The 17,611-nt window shown below is 65.4% G+C and carries 17 protein-coding genes; 10 read left to right on the top strand and 7 right to left on the bottom strand.

Annotated features, from left to right (window positions below):
* Positions 1 to 167: 167 nt before the first annotated feature.
* Positions 168 to 1,094 (top strand): pyridoxal 5'-phosphate synthase lyase subunit PdxS, encoded by a 927-nt coding sequence (gene pdxS / locus RW112_RS11965; protein ID WP_011692158.1) that lies wholly within the window; start codon positions 168 to 170, stop codon positions 1,092 to 1,094.
* Positions 1,095 to 1,285: 191 nt separating this feature from the next.
* On the opposite strand, the gene RW112_RS11960 is transcribed toward pdxS, so the two are convergent.
* Positions 1,286 to 3,298: a M3 family metallopeptidase gene (locus tag RW112_RS11960; protein ID WP_317781947.1), complete on the bottom strand. Its 2,013-nt coding sequence runs from the start codon at positions 3,296 to 3,298 to the stop codon at positions 1,286 to 1,288.
* An 83-nt stretch (positions 3,299 to 3,381) separates the two neighbouring features.
* On the opposite strand from RW112_RS11960, the gene RW112_RS11955 reads away from it, so the two are divergent.
* The gene (locus RW112_RS11955) at positions 3,382 to 4,659 is read left to right on the top strand and encodes a CapA family protein (protein ID WP_317781946.1); all 1,278 of its coding nucleotides are present in this window, start codon (positions 3,382 to 3,384) and stop codon (positions 4,657 to 4,659) included.
* Positions 4,660 to 4,687: 28 nt separating this feature from the next.
* On the opposite strand, the gene RW112_RS11950 is transcribed toward RW112_RS11955, so the two are convergent.
* The 6 genes from RW112_RS11950 to RW112_RS11925 all read right to left on the bottom strand — a co-directional run bounded on the left by RW112_RS11950 (position 4,688) and on the right by RW112_RS11925 (position 9,921).
* Positions 4,688 to 5,122, bottom strand: coding sequence for a protein-tyrosine phosphatase family protein (locus RW112_RS11950; RefSeq protein WP_317781945.1), 435 nt, complete (start codon positions 5,120 to 5,122; stop codon positions 4,688 to 4,690).
* A 141-nt stretch (positions 5,123 to 5,263) separates the two neighbouring features.
* Positions 5,264 to 5,578, bottom strand: a complete 315-nt coding sequence (locus RW112_RS11945; RefSeq protein WP_317781944.1) for a hypothetical protein — start codon at positions 5,576 to 5,578, stop codon at positions 5,264 to 5,266.
* 647 nt (positions 5,579 to 6,225) lie between these two features.
* Positions 6,226 to 7,215 carry a S1C family serine protease gene (locus tag RW112_RS11940; RefSeq protein ID WP_317781943.1) on the bottom strand — a complete coding sequence of 330 codons (990 nt, stop codon included), beginning with the start codon at positions 7,213 to 7,215 and terminating at the stop codon, positions 6,226 to 6,228.
* 96 nt (positions 7,216 to 7,311) lie between these two features.
* On the bottom strand, positions 7,312 to 7,821 hold the full coding sequence (locus RW112_RS11935; RefSeq protein ID WP_317781942.1) for an NUDIX hydrolase: 510 nt from the start codon (positions 7,819 to 7,821) through the stop codon (positions 7,312 to 7,314).
* Positions 7,822 to 7,912: 91 nt separating this feature from the next.
* Positions 7,913 to 8,635, bottom strand: a complete 723-nt coding sequence (locus tag RW112_RS11930; protein WP_317781940.1) for a glutamine amidotransferase — start codon at positions 8,633 to 8,635, stop codon at positions 7,913 to 7,915.
* Positions 8,632 to 9,921, bottom strand: a complete 1,290-nt coding sequence (locus tag RW112_RS11925) for a Mur ligase family protein (RefSeq protein ID WP_305941223.1) — start codon at positions 9,919 to 9,921, stop codon at positions 8,632 to 8,634. Before RW112_RS11925 ends, RW112_RS11930 begins: the two co-directional genes overlap by 4 nt.
* Before the next feature lie 91 nt (positions 9,922 to 10,012).
* Between RW112_RS11925 and pdxT the strand changes: the two genes are divergently transcribed.
* The 8 genes from pdxT to secF all read left to right on the top strand — a co-directional run bounded on the left by pdxT (position 10,013) and on the right by secF (position 17,511).
* Complete coding sequence (gene pdxT, locus RW112_RS11920; protein ID WP_317781939.1) at positions 10,013 to 10,723, top strand: pyridoxal 5'-phosphate synthase glutaminase subunit PdxT; 711 nt, start codon at positions 10,013 to 10,015, stop codon at positions 10,721 to 10,723.
* A 3-nt stretch (positions 10,724 to 10,726) separates the two neighbouring features.
* Positions 10,727 to 11,482, top strand: a complete 756-nt coding sequence (locus tag RW112_RS11915) for a YebC/PmpR family DNA-binding transcriptional regulator (RefSeq protein ID WP_305941221.1) — start codon at positions 10,727 to 10,729, stop codon at positions 11,480 to 11,482.
* A 34-nt stretch (positions 11,483 to 11,516) separates the two neighbouring features.
* Positions 11,517 to 12,095, top strand: a complete 579-nt coding sequence (gene ruvC / locus RW112_RS11910) for a crossover junction endodeoxyribonuclease RuvC (RefSeq protein ID WP_305941220.1) — start codon at positions 11,517 to 11,519, stop codon at positions 12,093 to 12,095.
* A 137-nt stretch (positions 12,096 to 12,232) separates the two neighbouring features.
* Positions 12,233 to 12,877, top strand: a complete 645-nt coding sequence (ruvA, locus tag RW112_RS11905) for a Holliday junction branch migration protein RuvA (protein ID WP_305941219.1) — start codon at positions 12,233 to 12,235, stop codon at positions 12,875 to 12,877.
* Positions 12,870 to 13,958 carry a Holliday junction branch migration DNA helicase RuvB gene (gene ruvB, locus RW112_RS11900; protein WP_317781938.1) on the top strand — a complete coding sequence of 363 codons (1,089 nt, stop codon included), beginning with the start codon at positions 12,870 to 12,872 and terminating at the stop codon, positions 13,956 to 13,958. Before ruvA ends, ruvB begins: the two co-directional genes overlap by 8 nt.
* A gap of 231 nt (positions 13,959 to 14,189) precedes the next feature.
* Positions 14,190 to 14,615: a preprotein translocase subunit YajC gene (gene yajC, locus RW112_RS11895; RefSeq protein WP_317782190.1), complete on the top strand. Its 426-nt coding sequence runs from the start codon at positions 14,190 to 14,192 to the stop codon at positions 14,613 to 14,615.
* A gap of 115 nt (positions 14,616 to 14,730) precedes the next feature.
* A complete protein-coding gene (gene secD / locus RW112_RS11890) occupies positions 14,731 to 16,488 on the top strand; it encodes a protein translocase subunit SecD (RefSeq protein ID WP_317781937.1) in 1,758 nt (585 codons plus the stop codon).
* On the top strand, positions 16,489 to 17,511 hold the full coding sequence (secF, locus tag RW112_RS11885) for a protein translocase subunit SecF (protein ID WP_317781936.1): 1,023 nt from the start codon (positions 16,489 to 16,491) through the stop codon (positions 17,509 to 17,511).
* Positions 17,512 to 17,611 lie beyond the last annotated feature (100 nt).

The following is a 17,611-nucleotide window of genomic DNA, read 5'->3' as shown; positions in this document are numbered from 1 at the left end:
AACCCGAATTCAGCAGCTTCGCGGCGTACGACTAGTATTAGCTGTACCTGGTCATTGGATCCGGTAATCCGGTGTGCGTGCGGCGTGACTTTCCCGTCTGTGCCGCCGCCTGCGCCGGAACCGAGAGACCGGATCTACGTAACATCTAGCTACCCATAGGGGTTTTTGTGTCTACACCTGATGTAAGCAGCGAAGCCGGCTCGTCCGCCAACAGCGTCACGGGCAGCAACCGCGTCAAGCGCGGCATGGCAGAGATGCTCAAGGGCGGCGTCATCATGGACGTCGTCAACGTCGAACAGGCCCGCATCGCCGAAGACGCCGGTGCCGTGGCCGTGATGGCGCTGGAACGCGTTCCGGCCGACATCCGAGCCCAGGGCGGCGTGTCCCGCATGTCGGACCCGGACATGATCGACAAGATCATCGAAGCCGTGTCCGTGCCGGTCATGGCCAAGGCCCGGATCGGCCACTTCGTTGAGGCGCAGGTCCTGCAGTCCCTCGGCGTGGACTACATCGACGAGTCCGAGGTCCTGACCCCGGCCGACTACGTCAACCACATCGACAAGTGGAACTTCAAGGTTCCCTTCGTCTGTGGGGCCACCAACCTTGGTGAGGCGCTGCGCCGCATCAACGAAGGCGCGGCCATGATCCGCTCCAAGGGTGAAGCCGGCACCGGCGACGTCTCCAACGCCACAGGCCACATGCGCCAGATCCGCTCCGAGATCGCCAAGCTTGCCGCCCTCCCCGAGGACGAGCTCTACGTCGCGGCCAAGGAACTGCAGGCCCCGTACGAACTGGTCAAGGAAGTTGCCGCGGCCGGCAAGCTCCCCGTGGTGCTCTTCACCGCGGGCGGCATCGCCACCCCGGCCGACGCCGCCATGATGATGCAGCTTGGCGCTGACGGCGTGTTCGTCGGCTCCGGCATCTTCAAGTCCGGCAACCCGGCCCAGCGCGCGGCCGCCGTCGTGAAGGCCACCACCTTCTTCGACGACCCGGACGTCATCGCCAAGGCCTCCCGCGGCCTGGGCGAAGCGATGGTCGGCATCAACGTCGACGAAATCCCGCAGCCGCACCGCCTCGCCGAGCGGGGCTGGTAGTCCTCTGCCATGAGGCAGGTCCTGATCCTCTGCTTGCTATTCCCCACGTCCCTCTAAAGCCGCTTCGCGGCGAGCGGGGACGCAGGGCCCCTTTTACGCAAGCTGCCGGACCTGTACCTGCCTCCGAGTAATAAACCCGCGACGGCGGCGAGTCACCCACGATGGGTGACTCGCCGCCGTCGTTTTTTGTGTTACTCCAGCCCGCGGCGCTTCAGCAGCGGCTCCAGCTGGGCGTCGCGGCCGCGGAAGGCGCGGAACGAGTCCAGGGGTTCGCGGCTGTTGCCGCGGGACAGGAGTTCGTTCCGGAAGAAGTCCCCGTTGGCGCGGTTGAGACCGCCGTTTTCCTTGAACCATTCCACGGTGTCCGCGTCCAGCACTTCGCTCCAGATATAGGAGTAGTAGCCCGCCGCATAGCCGTCGCCCGCGAAGATGTGCTGGAAGTATCCGGTGCGGTATCTCGGTGGAATCAGGGTGTGTGCCACTCCGGCGGCCGCCAGGGCCTTGGCTTCGAACGCCAGGACGTCAGCCGGGACCCCTGATTCGTCCAGGACATGCCAGGCAAGGTCCAACAGAGCGGCGCCCAGGTACTCCGTGGTGCCGAATCCCTCTCCCCACAGCTGCGATTCGTTGAGCCTGTCCACGACCTCCTGGGCAAGGGGCTCACCGGTGACATGGTGCCGGGCATAGTTGGCCAGGACCTCGGGCCACATGATCCACATTTCGTTGACCTGGGAGGGGTACTCCACGAAGTCCCGCGGAACGGCTGTGCCGGAGAACCTCGGGAAGGTGACGTTGGAAAACAGTCCGTGGAGGGCGTGGCCGAACTCGTGGAACGTGGTCCGAAGCTCGTCCAGGGTCAGGAGTGTGGGTTCGCCGGCCGGGGGTTTGGAGATGTTGAGGTTGTTGATCACCACCGGCTTCGTCCCGAGGAGCGCGGACTGGTCCACCAGGGAGTTCATCCAGGCCCCGCCGCGCTTGGACTCCCGGGCGTAGTAGTCGCCCAGGAACAGTCCCAGCTCGGAACCGTCCTCGTTGCGGACTTCCCAGACCCGGACGTCGGGGTGGTAGCCCTTGAGGTCGGGCCGTTCGTGAAAAGTGACACCGTAGAGGGATGTTGCGGCGAAAAACACGCCGTCGCGAAGCACGCGGTCCAACTCGAAATAGGGGCGCAACGCCTGCTCGTCCACGCTGTACCGCTCGCGACGCACTTTCGCCGAATAGTAGGCCCAGTCCCAGGCCTCCAGCGGATGGCCCGCGACGTCAGCCAGGGCGGCGGCCTCGGCGTCGGCATTCCGGACGGCGGCGGGCGCCAGCCGGTTCATCATGGTCTGCACGGCTTCGAAATCGGGGGCCGTCTGGCGGTCCACAGTGAGCTCGGCGTAGTTGGCGAACCCCAGAAGGCGTGCCTTCTCTGCACGGAGCGCCACCATGGACTTCACCAGGTCCTGGACGTCGAGGCTTCCACCGCTGCTTCCACGGCTGATGGACGCCTGGTAGAGGCGGCGGCGGACGTCGCGGTTTTCCAGGGTTGCCATGGCCGGCTGGTTGCTGGGCTGGATGAGCGCGAGCAGGAACTTGCCGTCGTGTCCGGCCGCCCGTGCTGCCTCTGCGGCACTGGAAATGTCGTCCGCCGGCATCCCGGACAGTTCAGCGGGATCGTCGAGAAGCAGGGCGGAGGTCTTCATGGCTTCCTTGGTGCGCTGCCCGAAGTCGGTGCCCAGCCGGGACAGTTCGGCGTTGACGGCCCTGAGCCTTTCCTGCCCGGCATCATCCAGCTGGATGCCGGACTGGCGGAACTCCTTGAGGTATTCCTCCACGAGCCTGGCGGATTCGTCATCGAGACCGGTGGTGTCCACGGCTGCGAACCGGTCGAATAGCCGCCGGTTCATGTAAATAGCGTCCTGATGGGCGGAAAACTCGGGGGACAATTCAGTCTCGAGCGCCCGGATACCGTCCGAGGCATCGGCCGAAACCAGGGTGAAGAAGGACGCGGCGGCGCGCTGGAGGAGCTGTCCCGAGCGTTCCATTGCCAAGGCCGTGTTTTCGAAGCTGGCAGGTTCGGGGTTGTCCACGATTGCCTGGATTTCCGCCAGGTGCTCCGCCAGGCCGCTGCGGACTGCTTCGGCGTAATCGGCCTCTTCGATGTCTGCAAATGGCGGGAGCCCGAACGGCAAAGGGCTGGGAATGAGGAGGGGGTTAGTCATGAAACAACCCTTTCATGTAATCGGGAGGTTCTCAATGGTGATTTTGCCGGGTTTCCGGCCCTGACCCCCCATAGGATGGCGCCATGGCGGAATTTCGTCGACGGGCACCGCGAAGGCTGGGCAAAGGGAGCGCCCCGGCGTTCGCCGCTGCCTTCGTGATGCTTGCGCTCTCGTCGTGCGGCGTCCTCGCCGAGCAGGGCGCCGGCCAGCGGTCCGCCGATTCACCGCGGACGACGGCGGCCTCCGCGCCGGCGTCGTCGGCTGCCGCCCCGGAACCGGCCCCCGTTCCGGAACCGACGCCGGGCAAAGGCCCGGCCTGCGCTGCAGTACGGTGCACTTCCGTCCTGGTGACGGGGGACATGCTGGTGCACGCCCAGCTGTGGGACCAGGCCCGGGCCGACGCCGCGGCCCGGGGGAAGCCGGGCCTGGACTTCACGCCGTTGCTCGAGGGGCAGCGGGCCTACATCGGGAAGAGCGACGTCGCCGTCTGCCACCAGGAAACTCCGGTTGCGGACCCGGCGGGGCCCTTCTCGGCCTATCCGTCCTTCAATGTTCCTCCGCAGATCGTCGCGGCGGCAAAGGACGTGGGCTACGCGGCCTGCACCACGGCCAGCAACCACACCATTGACCAGGGGACCACCGGCCTGGTCCGGACCCTCGATGCCCTGGACGCCGCGGGTTTGAAACACACTGGTTCCTACCGGACTGAGGCGGAGTCGCAAGGGATCCTGATCCTGGAGACCGAAGCCGCCAGCATTGCCGTGATCGAAGCCACCTACGGCCTCAACGGGCAGTTCCCCGAACACACCTGGCAGGTGGACCTCCTGGACGCTCCGGCCATGATTGCCAAAGCCAGGAAGGCCAGAGAGCTGGGGGCGGACATTGTGCTCGGCGCCATGCATGCGGGTGACGAGTATGCCGGCGCACCCAACGCCCAGCAGCAGGACACTGCCCATGCCCTCGTGGACAGCGGCGAATTCACCATGGTTTACGGCCACCACACGCACTCGGTGCTTCCCATTGAGAACTACAAGGGGACGTGGATTGTGTACGGGCTGGGCAACGGCGTCACGGAACTCTCGCCCTGGTATGTGGTGAACAACGAAGGCTTGCTGGTGCGGGCGCAGTTCAGCCAGGACGCGGCCGGAAAATGGGCGGCCACGGACCTGGCCTGGGTGCCTTCAGTGATTGTCCGCGATCCGTACCGCTGGTGTTCCGTGGCGGTCGACGCACCGCAAGGGCCGTGTGCCGGAGCGGAAGCGGATGCAGGAACGCGCCTGCGCACCAGGTCCGTGGTGGAGTCGATGGGCGCCGCCGGGGCGGGTGCCCGGGAACTGATCATTTCCGACGAAGGAAGATAAGTGTGGCGGCCCCGCCAGGAACAAAGGCTCACCTGATCCGGCCGGCAACGTACCTGACGTACCAATGCTGCCACGGAGTCTCCACCGCCGGCCCGTAGTGTTCCCGCACGAAGGACACCGCCTGCCCCGGCGGGACGCCGTCCATCACAGCGAGGCAGGCAAGTGCGGTGCCGGTCCTGCCGTGGCCGCCCATGCAGGCGACCTCGACGCGCTCAGATGCCGCGCGGACCCAGGCTTCCCGCAGGGCATCCATGGCGTCCGTCCTGTTTGCCGGCAACCAGAAGTCCGGCCAGCGCACCCACCGCTGTTCCCATCCTGTTGGTGCCGGGGGTTTCCCCAGCAGATAGACGGCAAAATCGGGCAGCGGACCCGGCGGGAGCGGACGACGCAGTGCACGGCCGCGAATGCGCCGGCCGGAGGGGAAACTGATGATTCCGGCAGCTCCAGGGTCCCAGGTGTTCATGTACCGACTCTGGCATCGGACCGGGTGCGCGGGAAGACTTCGCCGGGACGAACGCCACGAAGGATGGCGCAGGAGGGGCATCGCCTGAAAGCGGTGCCCCTCCTGCAGCTATTGCCGTGCGGTCACATCACCGCCGGCGGCCTAGTGCCGGCCTCGCCGATGGTCGTCGTCACAGTAGCTGTGGAAGTGCCAGCCACCCCTATGGTCCCTGTCACCCCTGTGGTGGTGCCAGTAGCCGTGCCGCTCACACCACTTGCGGTCATGACGCCAGTCCCGCTTCTTGTCGCGGTCGCGGTCCCTATCGTGGTCCGTGTAGCTCTGGTAGTTCGTCGCGGAAATCGTGACGGACTTCAGCCCGGAATCCGCCGCAGCGGGTCCGGCAGCCATTGCCGTCCCGCCGATGCCGAGTCCTGCAGCCAGCAGGGTGGATGCGAGCAATCCCATTGACCTCTTCATGAGATCTTCCTATCTTGTGGTTCATTCCCAGGTGTAGGCCGCAGGGTCCGGGCACGCGGAATCACCCACCGTGGATCAGTGTGGTTCCAGCGCGCCATGGTGTGGCTGCGCCGGATATCAGATTCCAGTCGGACGTTTGTCTGCGGTTAGTGGCCCCAAATTTACGCGGCGATACGTTCCGTGAATCGGCGCAATGCCCCATTTTTGCAGTGGCCTGATTCAAAGCGGCGGCGCAGAGCCCCAGCCGCATTTGGAAACCTCCGTGCCTCACGGTGAGTGAAGTTAAAGCGCACGGATAACGATATGAGGGCACCCCCGTGCCTACCCCAATATCCACAATCCCGGCTCCGGTAACGGTGATCCGGTGACCGGCCTGTAGTGCTGGAACAGCGCTCGTCCCCCACATCGATGTGGTTGGAGGGGCTGTTCACCACCAACCATAGCGCGATGGCCGGAGGCGGAACAGATGCAGGGGTTTATTACTTTCGCAGGTGCGGTAACCTCGTCGCTGGGACAGTTTCCAACCTGCCCCTGTCATGTGTGTGCGCCATTCGCAGGATTGGAGCCCCGGGAGCATTCTCGTGCGGCGCGACGCCGGCTATGTTACGGCGCCAGGGGGCCGGATCTCAGGGGGCTGCACGCTTCGGCTAGTTCTCCGTCATTTCTTCCGGGACGGCCACAACCCGCAGTTCCGTGCCGTCACGCACCGCTGATATGTCCAGCGGCTCACCGATCGCCTCCGAGAAGAGCAGTTTCTGGAGGCTCTCCGCATTCGAGACAGACTTCCGGCCGACGCTTAAAAGCACGTCCCCGGCGCGAAGGCCCGCCCGTTCGGCGGGCGATCCGGGAAGCACCTCCACCACCAGCAGTCCGTCACGGTGGCCGGTGCGCACCACGGAGCTGACCGGAAGCTGCACGGGGGTGTTCACGAGTCCGAGGTAGGCGCGCCGGACCCGTCCGTCCGAGAGGAGCGAGGCGATGATCCGGCGCGAGGTGGCGTTGATCGGAACGGCCAGGCCCAGCCCCGCCCCGGCGACCGCGGTGTTAATGCCCACGATGCGGCCGCGAGCGTCCGCCAGGGCACCTCCGGAGCTGCCGGCGTTCAGGGCTGCGTCGGTCTGGATTACGTCCTCGATCACGCGGCGGTTGCGCCCGGACCATACCGGGATGGAACGGCCCAGTCCGCTGACCACCCCGGCTGTCACGGAGCCGGAGAGTCCCAGCGGATTTCCGACGGCAATGACCAGCTGTCCGACCTTGAGAAGTTCAGCATCGCCGAATTCGGCCGGCGGCGCGGTGGGAGCTTTGCCATGGACGATGGCAAGGTCGGACAGGGGGTCGGCACCCACCACTTCAACCGCCGTCCGGGTGCCGTCGGCAAATATCGCGAAACCCTTCCCGGCAGAGCCCACAACATGGGCATTGGTCACCAGGTACCCGTCCGAGGTGAACAGGACGGCCGAGCCCGCCCCTGCCCGGTATCTCCCGTTACGTCCGTTGCCGGTCATTTCGACGGCGGCGACGTGCGGGGTGACGGTTTCCGCCACTCGGATAACGGTTGCGGAATAGGAATCCAGCGGGTCTTCGGCCGGAACCGTTTCGTGGGCTCCGTTGGATCCGCTGCTGACTTCCGCCATGGTGTGCCTCCTGACATGGTGCCTACCTATGTCAACGGCTTCGTCCGCTGCGGTACTCCGGTGGTTGCTACGCCTACAGAGAAACAGTCAGGGAAATCAGTGGCGGTGCTGCGACAGCCGGCGCCACAGCTCAGGCCAGGCCGTGGCGAACGCCGGGTGGAGTTCTCTCTCTTCGACGGAATCGGCCGGCACCCATGTCAGTTCGATGCTCTCGGGATCATTGATGGCCGGTTCGAAGGATTCCAGAACGCGGACTGCCACCGTGGTGTAGGACCAATATCCGACGTCGAACACGGACGTGAAGAGGACGTGGACGTTCCCGGGCGGGACGGCCGCTTCCTCGTGGGCTTCGCGAAGCGCTCCCGTTATGGCGTCTTCGCCCTGATGAAGGGCCCCGCCGGGCAGGCCCCACGTTCCGCCATGGTGGCTCCACGTGGCGCGGTGCTGCAGCAGGATTCCCTTGGCAGGATCCTGGACCAGGAGCCCGGCAGAGCCGAAACGGCCCCAGAATTTTCCTGCCGCACCTTCCACCCAGGCGTCGCCCGGATCACGCGGGCCGGAGTGGCGGCGGAGATGTTCCGGGAGGCTGGCGGATGCGGTGTCCATGGAACCAGTTTCCCACGGCCCCGTCTCCGGCCGGTCACAAAGCGTCACCGGCAGCCCGCGTACCGGGGCGGGCGACTGAACGGGCCGGGTTCTAGCGGGGCCGCTTCGCGGCGTGCTCGCGCGCCAAGGTGGCGTACCGGTCATCCGGTGCGCCGGGGGTGAAGCTGCCGTATTTGCGTTCAACGGCGGTGCGGATCAGGAAGTCTGCAATGGCCGGGTTCTTCGGCAGGAGCGATCCGTGCAGGTAGCTCGCCACGATATTCCGGTAGCGGGCACCTTCCTGGCCGTCCTTGCTGTTGTTGCCCGTGCCCTTGGGCGTGGCGCCCAGCGGCCTGACTCCGGGGCCGAGCGTCGTCTGCCCGCTGTGGTTTTCGTAGCCCAGGATGTCGCCGAACTCGGGAGAAGACACGCTGACATTGCCGATCAGGCGTTCGTCGGTGCCGTTCGTCTCGACGTCCAGGACGCCAATGCCGGGTATCACTGATCCTGTGCGGGTCTTGAAGAAGCGCCCGAAGAGCTGGTACATCCCGCAGATCAGCAGCATGGGAGTGTCTGTTTCGGCCAACTCCTTCAGCGTCGATTCACGGGAGAGCAGGTCGTCCTGGATCACCAGTTGCCCGCTGTCCTGGCCGCCGCCTCCCACGATGAGGTCGACATCGGCCGGGAACTCGTCGCCGACGTTGTATTCGAGGAGTTCGGGCGTGTAGCCGTGCCAGCGGAGGCGCTGCTGGAGCACCAGGGCGTTGCCCCAGTCCCCGTAGATGTTCATGTCACGGGGGTACAGCTGAAGGACCCTGATGGTGCCCTTGCTCATGAGACCACCTCCACAGTGGTGATTTTGGACAGCTCGCGGCGGATGGCCAGCATCGCCGTGTAGGTGCAGAAGATGCGCTTGGGTTTACCTTTCGCCCCCTGGATGAAGGCTGCCAGGGCGGGCGCGATCTCCGGGTTGACGGCGCCGATGGCGACGTCGTCGTATTGCAGGCGCAGCGCCATGTCGTAAGCCCGGGAACCGGTCAACTGGTCCACGCCGCCTTCACGCAGCGAGTCGAATTCGACGTCCCAGAGCCAGGACATGTCACGGCCGTCGGCATAGTTGTCGTTGATCGCCACCATGGTGGCGTAGCCGCCGGCGGGGAAGGACTTCAGGCCCAGCCGGAAGCCGCTGGGGTTCTTGACCAGCACCAGGTCCAGCGGCAGTCCGTCAACCACCAGGCTTTCACCGCGGCCAAAGGCGGGCGCAACCCGGGACAGGGCCTTCAGCAGGCCGTCGTGGTCCGTCGGCGTGGCGCCGTTGCCGGCGATGCAGCGCGCCAGGACCAGGGCGGCTGCGGCGTTGAAGATGTTGTAGACGCCACGGAGCTTCATCCCGGTGGTGACCGTGCCGCCGTCGTACTCAAAGTCAGCGTCATCCGTCCCCACCCGGCGCAGCACGACGTCGGCGTGCGGCTTCGCGGGCAGTGCCGGTACCGGGCTGCCGGGGCCGGCACGCAGGTCGTCGTCGTTCGGGAACGTGCTCAGGAGCGAATCGTCGAGGCCGAAGTAGCGGACCTCGGGTCCGTCCAGGGTGTCGGCGATGCGCGCGACCCGCGGATCCTCGCGGTTCAGGACCACCGTTCCGGTGGTCTTGGACGCAATGTGCTGCAGGAGCTGCGCGGTTTTGTCGATCTCGCCGAAACGGTCCAGCTGGTCGCGGAGGACGTTCAGCAGCAGGCTGTAGCGCGGCGGAACCCTGTTGACGAAGTGCACGGCGTGCGCCTCATCCAGCTCCAGCACCGCGATGTCCGCGTCCAGGCGCCCACGCCAGTCCACGTCGCCCAGCAGGGCAGCAGCGACGCCGCGGGTGAAGTTGCTGCCGGTGCGGTTCGTAAAAACCTTCAGGCCCTGGCTCTCCAGCAGTTCCACCACCATTTTGGTGGTGGTGGTCTTGCCGTTCGTCCCGCTCACGACGGCGACGCCCAGGGGGAGGGTGGACAGTGTCCGTTGCATGAATCCCGGGTCGATTTTCTCCACCACGAGGCCGGGGAGGGCAGAGCCTCCGCCCCTGAGCCGGGAGACCCGGCGGACGAGCTTGCCGAGCGGAACGCTGAAGTAAAGCATGCTCTGTAATATATCCCAGTCGCGGCATGGAACCGGGCGGGAGCACCCGTTCCGGCAAGCCTGCAGGCGCCGGGAGCACTATGCTGTTTGGATGACCACCCCCCCTTCCACGGACTACTCCCGCGCGGGTGCCGGCCTGCGAATCGGTGTCCTGGCCCTTCAGGGCGACTTCCGGGAGCACCTGCGCGCGGCAGAAGCAATGGGCGCCACAGGCATCGGAATCCGGCGCCCGTCCGAACTTGACGGCATTGACGGCATGATCATTCCCGGCGGCGAGTCCACCACTATCGACAAACTTGCCCGGGCCTTCGAAGTCGCCGATCCCTTGCGGAAACTGATCGCCGACGGGCTGCCCGTATACGGCTCCTGTGCAGGCATGATCCTGCTCGCCGATGAGATCGCGGACCCGGCCACGGACCTTGAAGGCAACCCGCAGCAGACGTTCGGCGGACTGGACATCACTGTCCGCCGTAACGCGTTCGGCCGCCAGCGCGAGTCTTTCGAGACCGATCTTGAATTCAAGGGACTGGGTTTCAGTGACACCGGTTCGGGGGTGGCCCCGGTGCACGCTGTGTTCATCCGCGGTCCCTGGGTGGAGCGTGCAGGCCCCGGCGTGGAGGTCCTGGCCCAGGTGGAGCCCGCGGATCCGGAGCATGCCTCGCATGCGGCGGCGCTACAGGGGACGGCTAGAATTGTTGCAGTGCGTTCAGGCCGCCTGCTGGCCACCTCCTTCCACCCGGAAGTGACGGGGGAGAAGCGCGTGCATGAACTTTTTATTCGAATGATCAGAGGAGAAGCGTAAAGCATGTCAGGCCACTCCAAATGGGCGACGACCAAGCACAAGAAGGCCATCCTTGATAGCCGCCGGGCAAAGTCGTTCGCCAAGCTGATCAAGAACATCGAAGTCGCGGCCCGCATGGGCGGCCCCGACCTCGCCGGCAACCCCGGTTTGGAACTTGCCGTCACCAAGGCAAAGAAGACCTCCGTGCCCGCGGACAACATCGACCGCGCCATCAAGCGCGGCGCCGGCCTCACCGGCGAAGTGGTGGACTACACCGAGATCATGTACGAATGCCGCGGCCCGCAGGGTTCGGCGCTGCTGATCGAGTGCCTCACGGACAACAAGAACCGCGCAGCCTCCGAGGTCCGGCTCGCCATTTCCCGCAACGGCGGCACCATCGCCGATCCCGGCTCGGTCAGCTACCTCTTTTCCCGCAAGGGCGTTGTCACCCTGCCCAAGAACGGGCTCAGCGAGGACGACGTCCTGATGGCCGTGCTCGATGCCGGTGCAGAGGAAGTCAAGGACAACGGAGACAACTGGGAAATCCACTCGGATCCCAAGGACCTGCAGGCCATCCGCGACGCCCTCAAGGACGCCGGGATCGACTATGACACCGATGAAGCTGAGTTCGTCCCGTCCATGGAGGTCCCGCTCGACCTCGACGCCGCCAAAAAGTTCATGAAGCTGGTGGACGCCCTGGAAGAGCTCGACGACGTCCAGAACGTCTACAGCAACGCCGACCTCAGCGACGAAGTGCAGGCCGCACTGGAAGCCGAGTGATCCCGCAACCCTGCTGTGAAACTGAGGCCCGGCCTTGACCCTCCGAGTATTGGGAGTCGACCCGGGCCTCACCCGTTGCGGCATCGGCGTCGTGGACGTCGAGAAGAACAGGCGTGCCACCATGGTGGCCGTCGGCGTGGTGGGCACGTCGCCCGATGAAAGCCTGGACCAGCGGCTACTCCTTATCGCCACGTCCATCGATGACTGGCTGGACCGCTACGAACCCCATGTGCTCGCCGTGGAGCGGGTGTTTTCGCAGCTCAACGTCAGCACGGTGATGGGGGTTGCCCAGGCGTCCGGCGTGGTGATTGCCGCCGCCGCCCGGCGCGGCATCCCCGTTGCCCTGCACACGCCGTCGGAAGTCAAGGCGGCCGTCACCGGCAGCGGAACATCCAACAAGGATGCCGTGACGAAACTCGTCACCAAGATCCTCCGCCTGGATGCCCCGCCCCGACCCGCCGACGCCGCCGATGCGCTGGCGCTGGCCATCACCCACGCGTGGCGGGCAGGCAGCGGAGCGGCCATCTCTACCACTGGCCCGGGCAGTTCGGCCCTGACCCCGGCGCAGCGGGCATGGGCCGAGGCGGAAGCCAAGGCGCGCCGGGCACGCTGAAGGTCCGGCTGTGCGGCCGGGGAACTTGCTAGGGTATTCGTAGATATGTTCGGATGGGCGGACTGTGTTCCGGCCGTTATTCGTGGAACCGCGTATGTTCGTGTAAACCCAGTTTTGTGTAACCCAGGAGCCCGGCCTTGATCAGTTTTCTCCGCGGAACCGTAGCGCACGTCGGGTTGTCCTCCGCCGTGATCGACCTCAACGGTGCCGGCATGAGCGTAAACGCCACACCCCAGACCCTCAGCGGGCTGCGCACCGGCGAGGAAGGGAAGCTTTTCACGTCCCTCATTGTGCGCGAGGATTCCCTGACGCTGTTTGGATTCGCCAGCGACGACGAACGTGAAGTCTTCGATGTCCTGCTCAGCGTGAGCGGCGTGGGCCCGCGGCTGGCCCTTGCTGTGCTGGCCGTCCACGACCCCGAAGCGATCCGCGTTGCGGCGCATACCGGCGACGGCAAGGCCTTTACGAAGGTTCCCGGCATCGGGCCCAAGGTCGCTGGAAGGATTGTCCTGGAGCTTGCCGGAAAACTGGTGCCGCACGGGACCGGTGCGGCGGCAGCGCCCGCAGCAGCCGCGGCCGCGCCGTGGAAGCCGCAGGTGGTGGCAGCCATGACGAGCCTCGGCTGGTCCGAAAAGGACGCCGCCGCCAGCATCGACAAAGCGCTCTCGGATTCCCCGGAACTCGAAGCGGGCGGCCAGGTGGCCGAGATCCTGCGGGCCACTCTGCGGTGGCTTGGCCAGGACGGCGCCCGCGCCGGCAACAGGGTAGGCACCCGTGGCTGAGTCGTCCCTGGTCGCCGGGGGAGAGGAGCCGGAGGAACGGGTCATCGAGGCGGCCCTCCGGCCCAGGAACCTGCATGACTTCGTGGGCCAGCACCGTGTCCGCAAACAGCTGTCGCTGGTGCTGGAAGCATCGCGGATGCGCGGACGCAGCGCCGACCATGTCCTGCTCTCCGGCCCGCCCGGACTCGGCAAAACCACATTGTCCATGATCATCGCGGCCGAGATGAATGCCCCCCTGCGGATCAGCAGCGGTCCGGCCATCCAGCACGCCGGCGACCTGGCAGCCATCCTTTCCTCGCTGTCCGAGGGTGAAGTCCTTTTCCTTGACGAAATCCACCGCATGTCCCGGCCGGCAGAGGAAATGCTGTACATGGCCATGGAAGATTTCCGGGTGGACATCGTGGTGGGCAAGGGTGCGGGAGCCACGGCAATTCCACTCGAACTGCCGCCCTTTACACTCGTGGGCGCCACCACCCGCGCCGGGCTTCTGCCCGGCCCGCTGCGGGACAGGTTCGGCTTCACGGGGCACCTGGAATTCTATTCAGTTGAGGAACTGGAGCTGGTCCTGAGGCGGTCGGCCGGTCTGTTGGACCTGAAGGTCAACTCGGCAGGGTTCAGCGAAATCGCGGGCCGGTCCCGGGGCACGCCCCGAATCGCGAACCGCCTCCTCCGCCGCGTGCGCGACTGGGCACTCGTCCACGGCATCGAACAAATCGACGCGCGGGCGGCGTCCGCCGCGCTGGACATGTATGAAGTGGACAAACGGGGGCTTGACCGCCTGGACCGCTCCGTCCTCGAAGCCCTGATCACCAAGTTCGGCGGCGGGCCGGTGGGACTGTCCACCCTGGCCATTGCCGTGGGCGAGGAACCGGAAACCGTGGAAACCGTCGCGGAACCGTTCCTTGTCCGCGAAGGGCTTCTGGGGCGAACGCCGCGTGGCCGGATCGCCATGGCTCCGGCCTGGACGCACCTGGGCTATGCGGTTCCGGACGGCGTGTTCGGCCAGGAGGCGCTGACCCTGTTCGACGCGGAAGGCCTCGGCGTTGAACCGGTGGCGGAGTGGCTTCCGAACGGCCAATAGCAGCGTCCGGCTGACTTTCCCTCTAGACTGGAATGACGCTCGGCACGTTCGGGCCTTTGTTTCTGTGGGCGGCTCCGGCCGCCGATGGCCGGGCATGAATTTCCTGCCGGGCGGGCCGAAATGAAGCCGACGTTGCTGTCAACCAGCTACGCAAGTACAGAACGGAAACTTCCTGTGTTCGGACACATTACTGCCCAGGCCCAGCCGCAGGCCGGCGGCGGCATCGACATCATGACAATCCTGCTCTTCGTGATGCTCGGAGTCTTCATCTTCATGATGTTCCGCCGCAACAAGAAGACGCAGCAGCAGCAGGCAACACTCCAGTCGCAGTTCGCGCCGGGTGTGGAGGTCATGACGAGCTTCGGACTCTTCGGCCGCATCGTCTCCATCGACGAGAACGAAAACAAGGTCGTTATCGAACTGTCCCCGGGCAACCTGGCCACCGTGCACCGCCAGGCCGTCACCAAGATCGTTGAGCCGGTTGTTGCTGCCGAAGAGCCCACCGTTGTTCCGGATGACGCCTCGTCCCTGACCGGGCACGACGCCGACCGCACCGACGCCGTCAACCGCACCGAGGCTGTCCGCACTGACGCCGTCAACGAGACGCCCGAAGAATCGCTGAAGCGTCTCAACGACGAAGGCAAGAAAGACAGCTAGTCCGGCGTTCCCGCCAAGTCCCGCTAAGTAGAACGAACGACGGCCGCGGGCTGCCGCCGGTGTGTGAGCCAAGCTCACCCCGGCGGCTCCTCCGTAAACAATAGAAAGATCGACAATGGCACGTACTGGCCCCAAAAACTCAGCACTCAGGGTGCTGGTCTGGCTCGGCGTTATCCTCGCCGTCATGACTGCCGTGCTCGCCGGCGGCTCCATTTCCGGCCAGGCCAGCTGGGCACCAAAGCTTGCACTTGACCTTGAGGGCGGAACCCAGATGATCCTGGCGCCCAAGGTCGAGGGCGGTTCGGACATCAACGAGGATCAGCTCAACCAGGCCGTTGCGATCATTCGCCAGCGCGTGGACGGTTCAGGCGTGGCGGAAGCCGAAATCAGCACGCAGTCCGGCCGCAATGTGGTGGTAAGCCTCCCCGGTACGCCTTCCAAGGAGACCCGCGCACTCATCCAGGCCTCTGCCGACATGAACTTCCGGCCGGTGCTCCAAGCCGGTCCCGGTGCCGCAGTGCCTACGGAATCCCTGACGCCGGATGACCAGCTCCCCAAGCCGACGGCCGAACCGACCAACAGCAGCGACGTCAACTGGGTCACGGCCGAGGTGTACAAGGAGTTCGAGACCCTCGACTGCGACAACCCGTCGCAGGACAAGCAGGAGCGCTCGGACCCCGCCAAACCGCTGGTGACATGTGAACCGGCAACGGCCACGTCCCCGGCCATCAAGTACATTCTGGGTCCGGTGGAAGTCAAGGGCTCCAACATCAAGTCCTCCTCCTTCCAGCTGCAGCAGGGTGCCCAGGGCGCCGTCACCAACGAGTGGGCCGTGAACATCCAGTTCGACGAGCAGGGCACCGCCAAGTTCAAGGAAGTCACCGAACGGCTGTACCAGTTCTTCGTGGCCGCCGGTGGTGAATCGGGCTCCGATCCGAAGGCCCAGTTCGCCATTGTCCTCGATGACCAGGTCATCTCAGCCCCGCGGTCGCTCGCTGTGATCACTGACGGCCGTCCGCAGATCACCGGTGGGTTCACCGAGGAGTCGGCCAAGGCCCTGTCGGACCAGCTGCGCTTCGGTGCACTCCCCATCAGCTTCGAGATCCAGAGTGAACAGCAGATTTCAGCTACGTTGGGCGGCGAGCAGCTCAAGATGGGCCTGCTCGCCGGCATCATCGGCCTGCTCCTGGTGGTGGTCTACTCGCTGTTCCAATACCGGGCACTGGGATTCGTCACCATTCTCTCCCTCGTGGTGGCCGGTGCGCTGACGTACCTCGCGATTGCCATCCTGGGCTGGACTGAAAACTACCGCCTGTCACTCGCCGGTGTGGCCGGCCTCATCGTGGCCATCGGCCAGACGGCCGACTCGTTCATCGTCTACTTCGAACGAATCCGCGATGAACTTCGGGAAGGCCGCGGGCTGGTCTCCGCCGTGGAGAACGGCTGGAAGCGTGCCAAGCGCACCGTCCTGGCGTCCAAGGCAGTGAACCTGCTGGCAGCCCTCGTGCTCTACTTCGTCGCCGTGGGCAACGTCCGCGGCTTTGCCTTCACCTTGGGTTTGACGGCCATCGCCGACCTCATCGTCGTGTTCATGTTCACCCACCCGACCCTGCAGCTCCTGGCCCGCACCAAGTTCTTCGGCGAGGGCCACAGGTTCTCCGGCCTTGACCCGAAGCGGCTCGGTGCGGTGCCGCTTTACCGCGGCGCGGGCAGGCTCCGCACGCCGGACGAGAAGCCGGGCGTGGTGCGCGCCAAGAACACCGGTGCGGCAGCTGAAGCCGAGCGCCGGATGACCATTGCAGAACGCCGCCTGGCGGAAAAGCAGGAGCAGCTTGCCGGTTCCTCCAAGAGCACGTCCAAGGAGGGCAAGTAAATGACCACGAATTTTGCTACGTTCGGCAACGAGCTCTACACGGGCAAGCGCTCGTACAACTTCGTCAGTTCCAAGAAGATCTGGTTCATCATTGCGGCCGTCGCCGTGGCGCTGTCCATCCTCCTCCCGGTGGCCAAGGGTGGATTCAACCTCGGCATCGAGTTCCGGGGCGGATCCGAATTCACCGTTTCCAACGTGAAGACCACGGAAGCGTCCCTTGGCGAGAAGGCCGTCCAGGACGTCGTGGAGGGCAGCATTCCGCGCGTGGCCAACGTTGCCGGCAACACCATGCGCATCCAGACGGACAAGCTCACCGATGACGAAACCCTCCGGATCAAGGAAGGGCTGACCACCGCGTACGGCGTCACGGACAACGAGGTGACCTCCACGTTCGTGGGTCCCACCTGGGGTGCCGACGTCACCAAGCAGGCCCTCCTGGGCCTGGTCATCTTCGTAGTCATCGCCGCCGTTCTGATGGCCCTGTACTTCCGCACCTGGAAGATGTCGCTATCAGCGCTGGTGGGCATGCTCGTGACCATGTTCGTCACGGCCGGGGTCTACGCCCTGAGCGACTTCGAAGTCACGCCGTCCGCCATCATCGGCTTCCTGACGGTGCTCAGCTACTCGCTGTATGACACGGTGGTGGTCTTCGACAAGATCCGCGAGAACACCGCCGACCTGGATGCCTCCACCCGCCGCACTTTTGCGGAAGAGGTCAACCTTGCCGTCAACCAGACGCTGGTCCGGTCCATCAACACCATGATGGTGGCCATCCTCCCCGTGGGTGCCATCCTGTTCATTGGTGCCGGCCTGCTGGGTGCCGGTACCCTTCGGGACCTCTCGCTGGCACTCTTCGTCGGCATCCTGATCGGTACCGCGGCGACCATCTTCATCGCAGCCCCGCTGTACGCCTGGCTGCGCCAGGGTGAACCTGCGCTGGTCAAGCAGGCCGAGCGGGTTGAACGCCGCCGGGCCGAATCGGCCGCGAAGGCGACTGCCGCACCGGAGGCCGCAACAACCTGAACTGTTCGGCCGTGAAGGGCCGGGCGCCGTCATCCGTGACGGTGCCCGGCCCTTCGCATCTGCGTCCCGGTTACGGAAGTGCCCTGCCGCGGGAATAGAC

Origin of the sequence: Arthrobacter sp. B10-11, from assembly GCF_033142195.1 — a bacterium.
Lineage (GTDB): Bacteria > Actinomycetota > Actinomycetes > Actinomycetales > Micrococcaceae > Arthrobacter > Arthrobacter oryzae_C.
Note: the sequence above shows the minus strand (reverse complement) of the source record. Positions and strands in the feature narration are given on the sequence as shown.